The 14,773-nt window shown below is 61.2% G+C and carries 12 protein-coding genes and 1 pseudogene; 8 read left to right on the top strand and 5 right to left on the bottom strand.

Annotated features, from left to right (window positions below; all coding sequences use genetic code 11):
• Window positions 1-559 precede the first annotated feature (559 nt).
• The 4 genes from NX05_RS22885 to NX05_RS16265 all read right to left on the bottom strand — a co-directional run bounded on the left by NX05_RS22885 (window position 560) and on the right by NX05_RS16265 (window position 4,098).
• The gene (locus tag NX05_RS22885) at window positions 560-1,087 is read right to left on the bottom strand and encodes a DUF4189 domain-containing protein (protein WP_080764593.1); all 528 of its coding nucleotides are present in this window, start codon (window positions 1,085-1,087) and stop codon (window positions 560-562) included.
• Between the two features lie 18 nt (window positions 1,088-1,105).
• On the bottom strand, window positions 1,106-2,236 hold the full coding sequence (locus NX05_RS16275) for a TrbL/VirB6 family protein (RefSeq protein WP_039438513.1): 1,131 nt from the start codon (window positions 2,234-2,236) through the stop codon (window positions 1,106-1,108).
• 31 nt (window positions 2,237-2,267) lie between these two features.
• The gene (locus tag NX05_RS16270) at window positions 2,268-2,915 is read right to left on the bottom strand and encodes a hypothetical protein (RefSeq protein WP_039438511.1); all 648 of its coding nucleotides are present in this window, start codon (window positions 2,913-2,915) and stop codon (window positions 2,268-2,270) included.
• Window positions 2,916-3,771: 856 nt separating this feature from the next.
• Window positions 3,772-4,098 carry a hypothetical protein gene (locus NX05_RS16265; protein WP_039435462.1) on the bottom strand — a complete coding sequence of 109 codons (327 nt, stop codon included), beginning with the start codon at window positions 4,096-4,098 and terminating at the stop codon, window positions 3,772-3,774.
• A 306-nt stretch (window positions 4,099-4,404) separates the two neighbouring features.
• On the opposite strand from NX05_RS16265, the gene NX05_RS23885 reads away from it, so the two are divergent.
• From NX05_RS23885 to NX05_RS16230, 8 genes are all read left to right on the top strand, one after another.
• Complete coding sequence (locus tag NX05_RS23885; protein WP_155282138.1) at window positions 4,405-4,545, top strand: hypothetical protein; 141 nt, start codon at window positions 4,405-4,407, stop codon at window positions 4,543-4,545.
• Between the two features lie 489 nt (window positions 4,546-5,034).
• Window positions 5,035-5,364 (top strand): STAS domain-containing protein, encoded by a 330-nt coding sequence (locus NX05_RS16260; protein WP_039435465.1) that lies wholly within the window; start codon window positions 5,035-5,037, stop codon window positions 5,362-5,364.
• A gap of 18 nt (window positions 5,365-5,382) precedes the next feature.
• The gene (locus NX05_RS16255; protein WP_039435467.1) at window positions 5,383-7,392 is read left to right on the top strand and encodes a chemotaxis protein CheA; all 2,010 of its coding nucleotides are present in this window, start codon (window positions 5,383-5,385) and stop codon (window positions 7,390-7,392) included.
• 66 nt (window positions 7,393-7,458) lie between these two features.
• Complete coding sequence (locus NX05_RS16250) at window positions 7,459-9,612, top strand: methyl-accepting chemotaxis protein (RefSeq protein ID WP_039435470.1); 2,154 nt, start codon at window positions 7,459-7,461, stop codon at window positions 9,610-9,612.
• A 10-nt stretch (window positions 9,613-9,622) separates the two neighbouring features.
• Window positions 9,623-10,138 (top strand): chemotaxis protein CheW, encoded by a 516-nt coding sequence (locus NX05_RS16245; RefSeq protein WP_039435473.1) that lies wholly within the window; start codon window positions 9,623-9,625, stop codon window positions 10,136-10,138.
• A 25-nt stretch (window positions 10,139-10,163) separates the two neighbouring features.
• A complete protein-coding gene (locus tag NX05_RS16240; protein ID WP_010375512.1) occupies window positions 10,164-11,447 on the top strand; it encodes an EAL domain-containing response regulator in 1,284 nt (427 codons plus the stop codon).
• Window positions 11,448-11,451: 4 nt separating this feature from the next.
• Window positions 11,452-12,258 (top strand): CheR family methyltransferase, encoded by an 807-nt coding sequence (locus NX05_RS16235; protein WP_039435477.1) that lies wholly within the window; start codon window positions 11,452-11,454, stop codon window positions 12,256-12,258.
• Window positions 12,255-13,394, top strand: a complete 1,140-nt coding sequence (locus tag NX05_RS16230) for a protein-glutamate methylesterase/protein-glutamine glutaminase (protein ID WP_017113073.1) — start codon at window positions 12,255-12,257, stop codon at window positions 13,392-13,394. The genes NX05_RS16235 and NX05_RS16230 overlap by 4 nt, the downstream gene beginning before the upstream one ends.
• A gap of 167 nt (window positions 13,395-13,561) precedes the next feature.
• Here the strand turns inward: NX05_RS16230 and NX05_RS16225 are convergent.
• Window positions 13,562-14,647 (bottom strand): annotated as a pseudogene (locus NX05_RS16225) (phospholipase D-like domain-containing protein); the annotation flags it as partial.
• Window positions 14,648-14,773: the final 126 nt, after the last annotated feature.

Raw genomic sequence — 14,773 nt, 5'->3', positions numbered from 1 at the left:
ACCTCACGCCGCGTCCGCTTGCGCTTGCCGTTGTACTCCGCATCGCCGAAGGTCAGTTGCATCGTCGTTGTCCGTTGCGTCTGTGTGATTGTCGCAGGATCAAGGGGAGTTGTTCAGAGTTTCCCTAAAGAGGGCAGCACCTTATTCATCACATTGTTCCTGCGGCTTTGGATTCAACGACTGCGAGTTGCCGACTGACGGGCTCTGCGGCATGCCATGGCGGTAAGCAATGGGGCAGATGAGTGCAAACCTCTGGGCCGAGACTGGGTTAAAACAATTTTGTGAGGTCACTACGTAAGCCCCGTCGCAAAGGCTACTGGCAACCAACAGTAGGTAGGGGGACGAGCTTGCAGAAAGTAAACGGATCGTTGTTGTAATAGGGTATCAACCCATAGTAACCAGAAGTCTGGGCCGGGAGAATGTAGATCGACGGCATACGCTAGGAGAGTAGCAAACAATCCACGTTTGTCCATGACATTCTCATCAATTGAAAGCCGCTTTTGTGCAACTCAGGTATCCAGCTATTTTCCAATCAATCAAGGCATGCGATTTACGGAAATCAAAAATATTTGAATATTTGCTCAGTGCATGCTTTATAAACAACTTTGCACTGATCTCCAGGGTTTTTAGCCTCGCAGGCTGACTGAGCGGCACTTGCAGCTTTTTCAGGCGATGCATTTCCAAAAAATTGAACCCTACCTTCCAAGTTAGGTTTTCCGCTAATCTGGGGCTCTCCTACGGCAATGCACTGATTATAATATGAGAGGCCAATCTGGCAATTTTTCTCGCCATGCTTTGAACAGCGAGCTAGTGCATCACTTTCAGCTTCTTTCTTTGATAACTTACCTGTCGTGACACCATAGTTACGTTCAAGTCCAAGCGACCCTATTGCGACTGCGCCCCAAGTATTAATCCATTTTCCAAGGGGGCGAGCCACTGGCTGCTCAGCGCTCCCTTGCGGTATCGGCGCGCATGCTGCAACACCCTGACCGCCGATAGGGAATTGACCCGGAGGACAGCCTTGCTCCGCCTTGGCACTCACAGAAAAAACTAGTGAAACAATCCCTAGGCAAACCAAAGCTCTCATAATGGATAACCTTTCTACTTAACTAAAATTACTATCTTTGGACCCAGCCACCCCACGGTATCCAGAAGGCTGTGAAACTGAGCCTTGATCAGGCATACGCGCTAGGTTTGCGTTGCTTCCACTGACCACATCATTGGAAGGAGTAACGCTATTTCTCGTATTCTGCTGAGGGATAAACCCCGCAGGTTGCCCCTGTGGCCCCGGACTCGCTCCGCCACCGCGATCAAATGCCGAGTAGGCCATAAACGTTCCCATATTACCCTGCCAAATTGCAGCCGCCAACGTTGGAACGCTTATGATCAACAAGGTCATGACCAGTCCGATGCCGCCCTGCTGCAGGGCTTGGCTAGACAGTCCTTCCGCATTGCCCAATGTGATGAGTTGCGCAGCCCAGTAAGCTGCGGCCACTTTTGCTGTGAATTTCAGCACCATCGCCGTGACTACCGATAGCATTGCCATCGAGAACAGCGTGCCGATCACGTAGAACAACCACTTCTTGAACAGGTCTTTGGTCTGGTCGAAGATCAGTGCCAAGATGAAGATTGGCCCGATCCCGATCAGGAACGCCATAGTGAACTTGAACAACAGCAGCATCGCTCCAGCTGCCATCGGCGGACTGGCGGTGCCGAAGCCCGCCATCAATACAGCGCGGCCTTTCTTCTCTATTGCCTCCGGATCGGTTGGGTCGACGCGCACCGCATCCAGCGCGGTCAGCGCCACCTGCGTGTAGGCAAGATTTTGGTCAATAGCATCGGAGGCGGTGCTGTCTTCATCACCCGTAAAAAGACCATGGATCTCTTTGTCCAGGTTTTGGGTCATGGTCTGGTGCAGCATTGCCCCGTTAACCCCGACAGCTGAAGCAAGGCTGATGATGATCGCGACCTTGCCGGCCTTGATCATGGTCGCCATTGCACTTTCACGCGACTGCCCGGTTGCAATGCGATAGCCCAGAATCAGTACCCACAGAGTGGTCACTGTCAAAGCGATCGTGCTGACCCACCTCATAGCGCGGCTCATCAACTCCAAGCCGAACTCTTGAATCTCGTTGCTGAAGTAGTCGTTGACCAGTTTGAAGAAAACGAACTCACCGAGGCCGATATCCGCCAAAGGCTGCAACCAGTTCATCGCTCCGTGGAGAATTGCGTCCATTACCTTCTGCCTGTCTGTCGTGGTGTAGCAATCAATTGGATAACGCGGCTTTCAGCGTTGCGGCCTGCACGAGCTGTCCCAGCGGTTTGAGCCAGCTGTTTTGGTCGCCATCCAGAGCTTTTCTGGCCATTCGCGACTGATCTTCCTTGAGCCCGACGATGTAGCTGTCATACGCCGTCATCTGGGCCTGCCAGTAGTCCAGGTCCATGGCGTTTTGTGCGACGAAACGATGAACTTCGTTATCGTTGGCAGCAAGCGCCCCTTGGCTGGTGCCACCTCGGTCGCGCTGCGCCTCAATCGCTTTAAACTGGTTATTGCGTTCTATAAGGCGCTTGAGCATGCGTACCGACTCGTTGTACTTGGCATTTTTTGCCAGCACCATGCGTGTGCAGACCTTCATTTGCTCCTCCACCATATTTCCTTTCATGTTGGGGGCGAGAGACTTGAATTGCTGGAGCACCCCTGCGAGGCCAGTCGTTGGGGCACCAGGACAGTCGTCTTCCAGGCCATAGTCTTCTGGACGTTCGGCAAAGTTGTCAGCCATGGTGGACGCCCCTAGGTTCAACCGCTGAAGCTTGATGAGCTGCTGCTGATAGTGATCCAGCTGCTGCTGATACTGCTTGAGAGTCTCGGTCCATCGCTTAGCCTGCTCTGCGTACTCCTGTAAGGCCTTCGCCATCGACGTTGGGTCATTGACAATCACTCCCACTGCATTCGCGGGCCCAACACTAAGACCGGCCGCAAGCAACAAGCCTGTGGCGAGACGTGAAAATGAAAGGCGTGAGCGGTCATTCATGGCGGGACTCGTCGGTCTTGTTGGGTGCAGATGATGGCGGGGATAGCAAAGCGAGGGATATAGAGGGCACAGCCCGGAAGGCGATAGGCAGCCCAGGCAGGTGGTGAGGAGTCGAGCGCGTAACGCAATCATGAAGCGAGAGAATTTTGTTCATACACAGGCACAGCGACGAAAAAGGCGCCGCCGGGGGTGCGGAGATGAGCGCCTGCTAGGGCCATTATCCTTATGTGCTATTGAGGCAGGTTGGGTCGAACTCTGGCATACGTCAAGGCAGATTGCCATTGCTTACCAGCCCTTCAAACCTTTACCCCAGCGTCCAGCGACCGCCACTCCAGGGGCAGAGTTGCCTGGGTAGGAAAAATCTGACATCCGATTGTGGAGTAACCCCACCCCTCGGCACGCACATGAAGACGGGGCGGATGTTCCAAGCCGTCGACGCGTGTCTGGCAAGCAAGGGGGTAAAGCCCACGGCCGGGCACAATCGTGGACGCCCCGTCATTGCTGTGTCCAGTTCGACCAAGAACCAAGATAGCGCGCGTGATCAAGCAGTTGCCACGGGCGCATGGGATAAACCCGTCCCCAGGTGCCCGCCCGGCACCTGGAAAAACCCTAAAATTAAGCCGATTGCAGCCTAAGGCCAGCGTGGCGCCGCAAAATTCAGCGCAATGCATTGATTGATCAAAACATCCTTTGGGGCAATTCATGATCGCTGGCCGACTCGGGTCAGTGGACGGGCCCGTCAAGGCGTATAGCCCAACTTCGCGATGATCAGCTCCAAGGTGGTTTGATTCACTGGTTCGGTGACGACGCCCTGACACGTCATGAGAAATTGCCGGCGTGCATTTGCCGTGGCTGGCGGGTTGAAAGCAGGGCTCCATACCTGGATGGCATGAAAGGTAGCGATAGGGGTTGTACAGTCCGGACCCGAAACGCCAGCGCCGATCGTGCCGGCCATGCAAATAAAGACCGAACAAGGATCCGCCGTCTGGGCGCGAACCGGGAAACTCAGGCCAAGGCCTAAAGCCACAGCCAATGCGAATGTGGTGGCCATGCTGCGTAGCGTCATGATGAATACCTCCCTGGTAATAATTGAAGTGACATGCTTGTCGGTGGGCGATTGCGATTAGTACGGCTCAGCAAGACATCCCAGGCCACCTTGCCATGGTGTCGGCTGCGTCACCTGATTTTCCGTCTCCGCCAGAACGGCGGCGGGCAGGTTATCACGGGAACGATGCATGCGTCGGGGGGATCAGTGGCCAGGGCTAGCCGCGCTGATAACCAAGGACGTATCGCTTGGGCAGCGTGCCGTGGTCTCGGAGGTTAGGAGGTCAGGACGTCCCGGCCGGCAGTGGAAAGCCTCCGGCGATTGTTGTTGGGCACGCGAGCGGCGCTCAGTCCGAAGATCTACACGATGGATGGCCCGGACAAGCTGCGCATCAAATTGCCGATGCCCGAAGGCGCCGACCGTTTCAATGCAGCACGCGGCTTGTTGGCAGCCTTGGCACCAGGCTGAAGCGCGGTCGCAACGGCCGCACTCGGTGATTGCACCGAGCACAACCATCACGCCTTGAATAACGGGCAAGCAGGCGAGCAATCACCTGCTTGTGTTCGCTGTGACCCGTCGTGAAAACGCGCAACGCGTATCGCCACGCGCATCAAGGCACATTCCAAAAAGCGCTGTAGTCAGCGCAAAACCATGCGTGAGATGACGAATCGCTACGCAAGAAATGATCGGCGCTGCAGGAACCTGTCTGCGGGACTGTCCAGGACATTCGCTTCCTGAGCCTGCTTGCAACAAAGCTGAGCAGTTAATACCCAGGCGGTGACGTGCTTCGCAAATCCGTCATTCCGCTGAATTTTTCCTAAATATTTCGATTGGACGCCGATACCTGCATAGACCGGCGTGTCCCCGTGTGCAGAGTTGCCCCCGCAGGCCACGCCGCAGCGACCCGTCCCGGGTCATGGCACGCATCCGTGCGCCATCGCATCGCTCGAGGCATCCATGAACACGCCACTGTCCGATCTACCCGCGCCGCTGACACTTGCCCTGGAGGGCGAGATGACCATTCGTCGCGCGGCCGAGCTCAAGCCGTTGCTGCAGCCGGCCTTGCTGCATCCGGGTGGATTGCATCTGGACCTGGCCGCCGTCAGCGAGATCGATACCACCGGCCTGCAATTGTTGCTGGCCACCAAGCAGGCGATCCAGGCCGACGGCCGGCCGTTTTCGCTGACCGATTCCAGCCGCGCAGTGGTTGATGTGATCGAACTGCTCGGCCTGCTCGAAGCCCTGTACCCGCACGCGATTGCAGGCCTGGGCGAACGAATTCACTAACGGATTGGTGACGCGCACATGGACATGAACCAGCTGATGCAGACTTTCCTGGCCGAAAGCCGGGATCTGCTCGAAGACATGGAACGCCATCTGCTCGAAGCCGAGCGTGGCGAATCCTCGCCGGATGCGGTCAATGCCATCTTCCGCGCCGCGCATACCATCAAGGGCTCCGGTGGTCTGTTCGATCTGCCGCAGCTAGTTGGCTTCACCCATGTGGTGGAAAGCGTACTGGATCTGGTGCGCGACGAATCACTCACGCTGAGCTCGGAACTGGTCGGGCTGCTGCTGGTGTGCTGCGACCATATTCATGCCTTGGTGGAAACCGCCGCAGACCCGAGCCATGCCGACCCGGCCGCGTTGGCTGCCGAAGCCGAACCGCTGCTGGCGCAATTGCAGACCTATCTGCAGAGCAGCGCATGCGGCGTCACTGCAGCCGCCATCCAGCACAGCACACCGGAAAAACAAAGCGGCCATTGGCGCATCACGCTCAAACTGTTTGCCGACGCACTGCGCTTCGGTAACTCACCGCTCAAGCTGATCCGCAACCTGCGCAGCCTGGGCTCGGTCGAATCCATCAACACCGATACCAGCCAGTTGCCGGCATTCGACGACCTCGATCCGGAAGCGAACTATCTAGGTTTCCAGATCCTGCTACGCAGCGATGCCGACCGCGCTGCGATTGAAGACGTATTCGAATTCGTGCGCGAAGATTGCGATCTGGAGATCGTGTCGGCTCCGGCGCCATCCGAGGCCGCTGACCTGCGCACCGCCGAGGCGGCAGCCAGCCCTGCGCCGAACAAGCCGCTTGCTGCAGTACCCAGCGCCACTTCGGTGCCTGGTCGCGCCGCGCCGGACGCTGCAGCGCGCAACGCCGATGCGCGTTCCATCCGTGTGGACGCCGACAAGCTCGATCGCATGATCGATCTGGTCGGCGAACTCATCATTGCCGTCTCCAGCACCAACGCCAATGCGCAACGCACCGGCGATGCGCAATTGCTGGAATCGGCCTCGATCCTGGCTGGCCTGGTCGAAGACGTGCGCGAAAGCGCGTTGCAGCTGCGCATGGTCAAGATCGGCGGCACCTTCAGCCGCTTCCAGCGCGTGGTGCACGACGTGGCCCGCGAACTCGGCAAGGACATCGCGCTGGTGGTGGCCGGCGAAGACACCGAGTTGGACAAGTCGGTGGTGGAAAAGATCGGCGACCCGCTCACCCATCTGGTGCGCAATGCGATGGACCACGGCATCGAGCCGGCAGACGTGCGCGTGGCGCGCGGCAAGCCTGCGCGCGGCACTGTCGGGCTCAACGCATATCACGACTCCGGGAGCATCGTCATCCAGATCACCGACGACGGCGGCGGCTTGAACCGCGACCGCATCCTGGCCAAAGCGCTCGAACGTGGCCTGATCGAACCCGGCCGCCAACTCAGCGACCGCGAAGTGTTCGCGATGATCTTCGAACCGGGTTTTTCCACTGCAGAAAAGGTCACCAACTTGTCCGGGCGCGGCGTCGGCATGGACGTGGTCAAGCGCAACATCACCGCACTGCGCGGCACGGTCGAGATCGATAGCGCTGCCGGATTGGGCACTACCATTTCGGTGCGCCTGCCGCTGACGCTGGCCATCATCAACGGCTTCCAGGTTGGTGTGGGCAAATCGGTCTTCGTGGTGCCGCTGGATGTGGTGGAAGAGTGCGTGGAGTTCACCCCCGACTACGCCAGCGACTACATCGACCTGCGCGGCAGCGTGTTGCCATACGTGCGCCTGCGCGAACTGTTCGCGCTGGGCGGCAAGACGCCCTCGCGCGAAAGCATCGTGGTGATCCGACAGGGCGCGCAGCGCTTCGGCCTGGTGGTGGACACCCTGCTCGGCGAATGGCAGACGGTGATCAAGCCGCTGTCCAAGGTGTTCGCGCAGGTCAAAGGCATCAGTGGCTCGAGCATTCTGGGAAGCGGCGATGTCGCACTGATTCTGGATGTGCCCAGCCTGCTTCAGCAGTTGCATCCCAACCAGGACGCGCTGGCGGCCTGAACGCCCGCGCCATCGCTCCGGTCCGAACCGTCGTTTGTCGTTACCTGACCCCAGGAAGCTACCGTCATGTCACACCGTCTCCCGATCGCTACGCAGTTGTGGTTCACCGCCGCGGTTGCCGTCGCCCTGCCCGTTGTCGTGGTCGTCGCCGGCTCTGCGCTGACGCTGTCGCACGCGGGCTTGTTGGGCACCAGCATCGTTGCCGCATTGATCAGCGGCGCCTTGCTGGTCTGGGCAATCCGTATCGCCAGCGCGTCGCTGGAGCTAGCCACCAGCACGCTCGACGCGTTCTCGCGGGGCAACTTCGATGTCGCCCTGCCGCAAGTGCGCGATGAGCAGGCCGGCGATGTGCTGCGCGGGCTGCGCAAGGTGCAGAGCGGCATCCGCCACGTCAACGAGGAAATCAACCGCGTTTGGCGCGAACACGATGCCGGCGAGATCGACGCGCGCATCGACGTGGCACGCTTCGATGGCGATTTCCGCACCATGGGCGATGGCATCAACCGCATGGTGGCCAGCCACATCGCGGTGAACAAGCAGGCGATGACCTGTGTGGCCGAGTTCGGCCGCGGCAATTTTTCTGCGGAACTCGAGCATTTGCCGGGCAAAAAGGCTTTCATCAACGAGGTGGTCGATCAGATTCGCGGCAACCTTACCGGCATGGTCGCCGAGGTCAACCGCATGGCGGCCGAGCATGACGCCGGCGATATCGATGTGGTCATCGACACCCAGCGCTTCACCGGCGATTTCCGCCGCATGGCCGAAGGCATCAATGCGATGGTGGCCAGCCATATCGCGGTCAAGAAGCAGGCCATTGCCTGCGTCAGCGAATTCGGCCGCGGCAACTTCACCGCGCAACTGCCATTGCTGCCGGGCAAGAAACGCTTCATCAACGACACCATCGAGCAGGTGCGTGGCAACCTCACCGGCCTGATCGCCGAGATCAACCACATGTCGGCCGAACACGAGGCCGGCGATATCGACGTGGTCATCGACAGCACCCGGTTCGATGGCGATTTCCGCAGCATGGCGCTGGGCATCAACCAGATGGTGGGCGCGCATATCGCGGTCAAGAAACTGGCAATGGGCGTGGTGGCCGAATTCGGACGCGGCAACTTCGATGCACCGCTGGCGCAGCTGCCGGGCAAGAAGGCCTTCATCAACGACACCGTGGAGCGCGCGCGCGGCAACCTGCGCAGCATTTCCGAAGTGATCCAGGTCATGGGCGCGATGGCCGAAGGCGACCTCACCCACACCGTGGAAGGCCGCTACGAAGGCGCCTTCGCCGACATGCAGCGCTACGTCAACACCACCATGAGCCGCCTCACCGAGATCGTCGATGAGGTCAACCGCAACGCCGAAAACCTGGCCAGTGCGTCGGAAGAGGTCAGCGCCACCGCGCAGGCGCTGGCCCAGGCCGCCAGCGAACAGGCGGCCGGCGTGGAAGAAACCAGCGCCTCGCTGGAGCAGATGACCGCCTCCATCGCACAGAACACCGAAAACGCGCGCGTCACCGACAGCATGGCGGCCAAGGCGGCCAGCGAAGCGGCCGACGGTGGCGACACCGTGCGCGCCACCGTGGTGGCGATGAAGGACATCGCCAAGAAGATCGGCATCATCGACGACATCGCGTATCAGACCAACCTGCTGGCGCTCAATGCTGCCATCGAAGCCGCGCGCGCCGGCGAACACGGCAAGGGCTTTGCGGTGGTCGCCGCCGAAGTGCGCAAGCTGGCCGAGCGCAGCCAGATCGCTGCGCAGGAAATCGGCGAAGTGGCCGAATCCAGCGTGGAACTGGCCGAAAGCGCCGGCCGCGTGCTCGGCGAGATGGTGCCTTCGATCCGCCGCACCTCCGACCTGGTGCAGGAAATCGCCGCCGCTTCCGAAGAACAGACCGCCGGCGTCAGCCAGATCAATACCGCCGTGGGTCAGTTGAACCAGACCACCCAATCGGCCGCCGCCAATGCCGAAGAACTGGCTGCCACCTCCGAAGAAATGAGCGCACAGGCCGAACAGTTGCAGCAGCTGATGGGCTTCTTCCGGCTGGGCAATGGCGGACGTGGTGCAAGTTCGGGCAGCAAGCAGGGGCCGCGTCGGATTGCAGCGCATGCGCCGGCTGCTGTGAACAGCGCGCCGCCACGACGCACCAACGTGCGCCAGATCAGCGCGGTGGCCACGACCGCCGACGCGATCGACGAATCGCAATTCGCCAGCTTTTGAGGAGCCGACGATGCACGCGCACACTGCAGCCAATCACGACCTGCTGGCATCGACGGCACCGCAGCAATACCTCACGTTTTTGCTGGGTGGGGAAATGTTCGGCCTGGGCATCCTGGGCATCAAGGAAATCATCGAATACCGCGTCCCCACCGATGTGCCGATGATGCCGCCGGTGCTGCGCGGGGTGATCAACCTGCGCGGTGCGGTGGTGCCGGTGGTGGACCTGCAGCACCGCTTCGGCCGCAACGCCAGCGCGATCACCAAGCGCAGCTGCATCGTGATCGTGGAGATCGCGCACGGCGAGGTGCATCAGGTGCTCGGGCTATTGGTGGATGCGGTGAGCGAAGTGCTGGAGATTGCCCCGGCCGACATCGTCGACACACCCAGCTTCGGCACCGGCATTGCGCGCGACTTGATCCATGCCATGGGCAAGATCGGCCAGCGCTTCGTGATCCTGCTCGATGCCGATGCCGTACTGGGCAACGATGCGCTTGCCCAGCTCCCAGCCGCCGAGCTGGCGGCCTGACTCACGCATGCACATAAGGACTCTCATGCGCCCTGCCCTTCTCTCCTGCAACTGCACGCTGGCCGGCCCGGTTTTGGTCGTGGACGACAGCGTGGTCCAGCGCGAACACGCCATGGCGCTGTGTCGCCAACTCGGCGCCAGCTCGGTCGACGGCGCCGTCGACGGACACGCGGCGTTGGAGTGGCTGACGCATGCCGATGCGCCATCGTTGTTGCTGGTGGACCTGGAAATGCCGGGCATGGATGGCGTGCAGCTGCTCGACGCGCTGGCGCGCGGCAAATACAGGGTGCCAGTGGTGGTGGTGTCGCAACGTGGCGGCGCCTTGATCGATGCAGTGATGCAACTCAGCCGCAGCGCCGGCGTGCGCGTGCTCGGCGGCATCGAAAAACCGATGAACCTGCAGGATCTGGCCACCGTGCTGGATTGCGAACCGGAGCCTGCCGCCGACGCACCGGTGTTTGCGCCGGTGGCGATCTCGCCGCTGATGTCCAGCGGTGGCGCGGCGGCCTCGCGGCTGGATCGTGCCATGCGCCGCGGCGAAATCCGTGTGGCCTACCAACCCAAACTCGATTTGAAAGACGGCCGCCTGCGCGGTGTGGAAGCGCTCGCACGCTGGCGCCGCCCGCAAGGCGACATGATCGGGCCGGACCGCTTCATTCCGCTGGCCGAACGCGAAGGCTTGATCCACGCGTTGACCCAGCAGGTGATCGACAAGGCCATCGCGCAATTGGTGGATTGGCACGCCGAAGGCTTCGATCTGAGCCTGGCATTGAACCTCTCGCCCAGGCTGTTGGGCGAAGACCATTTTCTCGAGGAACTGTGCGCCAAGCTGAGCGACAACGGCTTGAGCCCGGCCGATCTGGTGCTGGAACTCACCGAAAGCGCCATCGTGGAGCCGGCCAACGCCCTGAGCATGCTGGCGCGGTTGCGCCTGCACGGTTTCGGCCTATCCATCGACGACTACGGCACCGGCTTTTCCTCGCTGCAGCGCCTGGCCAGCATTCCCTTCACCGAACTCAAGCTGGATCGCAGCTTCGTGCATGCCGCGCATCGCAGCCGCAGTCAACGCACCGTGCTCGAATCCACGCTGGAGCTGGCGCATCGGCTGGAACTCACTGCGGTGGCCGAAGGCGTGGAAACGCCCGACGACTGGCGGTTACTGCGCGAACTCGGCTGCGACCTGGCGCAAGGCTATCTGATGGCGTCGCCAATGCCCGGGCCGATGCTGTCGGAGTGGTGGCGCGAACACGCCGTGCGCATCGCGCGCCTGAGTGATAGCCCATTGCCCAGCGACGCGGACGTGGCCTGAGCCGATGAGTACCGCCACCGCCATCACCGAACAGGAGTTCGGCCGCTTCCAGCGCTTCATCTTCGAAGCCGCCGGCATCAGCATTTCCTCCGGCAAGAAAGCCATGCTGTGCGGCCGCCTGGGCAAGCGCCTGCGCGAGCATCAATTCAGCACCTATACGCAGTATTTGCAGTTGCTGGAAAGCCGCCAGGACCGCAGCGAGATTCAGACCGCGATCGACCTGCTCACCACCAACGAAACCTACTTCTTCCGCGAGCCCAAGCATTTCGAGCTACTACGCAAGCTGGCCGGCGAACACCGTGGCGCGTTGCCGTTTCGCTGCTGGAGCGCCGCCAGTTCCAGCGGCGAAGAGGCTTACAGCATGGCGATGGTGCTGGACGATACCTTGCAGGGCCGCCCGTTCGAAGTGGTGGGCAGCGACATCAGCACCCGCGTGCTTGCCAAGGCGCGTACCGGCCACTACGCACTGCAACGCATTGACGGCATTCCGCAGGCGTATCTCAAACGCTATTGCCTGCGCGGCCAGGGCGACTACGACGGCACCTTGCTGGTGGAACGACGCCTGCGCGACCGCGTGCAGTTCGTGCACGCCAATCTCAATACCGCGTTGCCGGCACTGGGCAGCTTCGATGCAATTTTCCTGCGCAATGTGATGATCTATTTCAATGGCCAGACCAAACGCGAAGTGATCCTGCGCGTGCTGTCCAACCTCAAATCGGGTGGGCATTTCTGTATTGGCCATTCGGAAAGCCTGAGCGAACTCGACATCGATCTGGTCCAGGTGGCGCCCTCGATTTTCCGCAAGGCATGACCCAAGGATTCACCGTGTCGACAGCGTTCAACCGCCCCACTGCCAGCCCGACCGCCAGCCCCAAGACCATCAAGGCTCTGGTGGTCGACGATTCGGCGGTGGTGCGCCAGGTGTTGGTGAACGTGCTCAACGACGCGGCCGACATCGAGGTGATCGCCACCGCCGCCGACCCGTTGCTTGCGATCGAAAAAATGCGCAAGCAGTGGCCGGACGTGATCGTGCTGGACGTAGAAATGCCGCGCATGGACGGCATCACCTTCCTGCGCAAGATCATGAGTGAGCGACCCACACCTGTGGTGATCTGCTCCACGCTCACCGAAAAAGGCGCGCGCGTCACCATGGATGCGCTGGCCGCTGGCGCGGTGGCGGTGGTGACCAAACCGCGGCTGGGGCTCAAGCAATTTCTCACCGACTCTGCCGACGAACTGGTGGCCACCGTGCGCAGCGCTGCCCGCGCCAACGTCAAACGGCTGGCCGCACGCGTAACTGCCGCGCCGCTGGAAACCGAGGTCAAACACACCGCCGATGTGATCCTGCCGGCGCAGAGCGGGCGCGCGCTTGCGCAGACCACCGAACGCATTGTCGCCATCGGCACCTCCACCGGCGGTACCCAGGCGCTGGAAGAAGTGCTCACTGCATTGCCGCGCGTCTGCCCCGGCATCGTGATCGTGCAGCACATGCCGGAGAAGTTCACCGCTGCCTTCGCTGCGCGTCTCAACGGCCTGTGCCAGATCGCAGTGAAGGAAGCTGCCAACAACGACCGCGTGATGCCAGGCCGTGCATTGATCGCGCCCGGCGGCAAACATCTGCTGCTGCGTCGTAGCGGCGCGCAATACTTCGTCGAAGTACTCGAAGGCCCGCCGGTCAACCGGCATCGCCCGTCGGTGGATGTGCTGTTTCGCTCGGCCGCGCGTGCGGCTGGCAGCAATGCGCTGGGCATCATCATGACCGGCATGGGCGACGATGGCGCCGCCGGCTTGCTGGAGATGCGGCAAGCCGGCGCACGCACGGTGGCGCAGGACGAGCAAACCAGCATCGTGTTTGGTATGCCCAAGGAAGCGATCAAGCGCGGCGGCGCAGACCGCATCCTGCCGCTGGGCGCAATGGCGCGCGAGATCGTGACGCAGCTGCAGTAACGCGACGGATGTGCGCGTCACCCGCTAAACGTATCTGACAGGACGACTGCGTCTGCGAAAAGCCAAGGCGCGTTTCACCCATCAATGGAAGGGCCAGCAGACTTTCTTCTTCCGTCTGTGGGAAAAGGTGCCCAAAGGGCGGCGAAAGCAACACGCTTATCAAATCGCTACAGCTGCGACTCCAGCGGCAACCAGCCCATCACCGTCGCTGCGCCACGCCGCCACACGCTTGCGGCCGGCTCGCGCGACCACACCTCGGGCGGTTGCGCAGCATCGTCGTGCCATCGCAGCTTGCCCTGGTCCAGGGTCACGCGGTAACTCACCGGCGCACTGACCTTGTGGTTGTACAAGCGCTCGAGTTCCGCAGTGACCACGCGGCCGTTGAACAGCAGGCCCATCTCGGTATTGAGGTTCATCGAACGCGGGTCCAGGTTGAACGAGCCGATGAAACCACTGCTGTCGTCCACCACGAAGGCTTTGGTATGCAGGCTGGCGCCGCTGGAGCCGAACAGGCTGCCGTCCGGTTTGCCCATCGGCTTGAGTTCGTGCAGGCGCACGCCCTGCTGCAGCAGCGGCACGCGATAGCCGGCATAGCCGCTATGCACCGCCACCACGTCGTTGGCCGCCAGCGAGTTGGTCAGGATGCTCACCCGCACACCGCGCTGGCGCAGGTTGCCGATCCAGCGCATGCCTTCGTCGCCCGGCACGAAATACGGCGAAATCACCTTGAGTTCGTGCTGCGCATGCGCCATTTCGCCAATCAGCACCGGCGTCATCCAGTCGGCCTGCGGCGGCGCGCCCGCCGCTTTTTCCGGCGGGTCGGAGACGATGCGCGCCTGCGACACCCAATGCACCGGGCGGTCGCCTTGCATCAGTTCGCGCACGCTAGGCGAACGCTGCAAGCGCTCCACATACGGATGTGCGCGCGACGATGCCATGCCGGCGTCCAGGCTGCCACGCAAGGCCTCCAGTGCCTGCGGCTTTGCGGTGACCAGCGCAGACAGCGGCAAGGCATTGGGGCTATTCCAGTACGCATCGAACACCTGCTCGGCCTGGCCCACCGCCGGCCCCATCAGCGCGGCATCCATGTCCATGAAATTGGTGTCGCGCGCCGCATCGAAATATTCGTCGCCCACATTGCGCCCACCCACCACCGCGATGCGGCCATCGGCAATCCAGGCCTTGTTGTGCATGCGGCGGTTGATGCTGAACATGCGCAGCACCATTTCCACACCGCGCATCAAGGTACCTTGGTAATCCCCCCGCAGGTTAGCTGACGCCAGAAGTGGAATTTTCTCGTACCCTTTTCCGAGGAGGTTCCATGAAGACATCCCGCTTCACCGACAGCCAGATCATCGCCGTGCTCAAACAGGCCGAGG

The organism is Xanthomonas vasicola (assembly GCF_000772705.2).
Lineage (GTDB): Bacteria > Pseudomonadota > Gammaproteobacteria > Xanthomonadales > Xanthomonadaceae > Xanthomonas > Xanthomonas vasicola.
This window is presented reverse-complemented; position numbering and strand designations above follow the sequence as displayed.

Bases quoted from the DNA above. Each gene is read 5' to 3' on its own strand.
- NX05_RS16235 (WP_039435477.1), top strand. From the start codon at position 11,452: ATGAGTACCGCCACCGCCATCACCGAACAGGAGTTCGGCCGCTTCCAG.
- NX05_RS16245 (WP_039435473.1), top strand. From the start codon at position 9,623: ATGCACGCGCACACTGCAGCCAATCACGACCTGCTGGCATCGACGGCA.
- NX05_RS16255 (WP_039435467.1), top strand. From the start codon at position 5,383: ATGGACATGAACCAGCTGATGCAGACTTTCCTGGCCGAAAGCCGGGAT.
- NX05_RS16275 (WP_039438513.1), bottom strand. From the start codon at position 2,236: ATGGACGCAATTCTCCACGGAGCGATGAACTGGTTGCAGCCTTTGGCG.
- NX05_RS16240 (WP_010375512.1), top strand. From the start codon at position 10,164: ATGCGCCCTGCCCTTCTCTCCTGCAACTGCACGCTGGCCGGCCCGGTT.
- NX05_RS16250 (WP_039435470.1), top strand. From the start codon at position 7,459: ATGTCACACCGTCTCCCGATCGCTACGCAGTTGTGGTTCACCGCCGCG.
- NX05_RS16230 (WP_017113073.1), top strand. From the start codon at position 12,255: ATGACCCAAGGATTCACCGTGTCGACAGCGTTCAACCGCCCCACTGCC.
- NX05_RS22885 (WP_080764593.1), bottom strand. From the start codon at position 1,087: ATGAGAGCTTTGGTTTGCCTAGGGATTGTTTCACTAGTTTTTTCTGTG.
- NX05_RS16270 (WP_039438511.1), bottom strand. From the start codon at position 2,915: ATGGCGAAGGCCTTACAGGAGTACGCAGAGCAGGCTAAGCGATGGACC.
- NX05_RS16260 (WP_039435465.1), top strand. From the start codon at position 5,035: ATGAACACGCCACTGTCCGATCTACCCGCGCCGCTGACACTTGCCCTG.
- NX05_RS16265 (WP_039435462.1), bottom strand. From the start codon at position 4,098: ATGACGCTACGCAGCATGGCCACCACATTCGCATTGGCTGTGGCTTTA.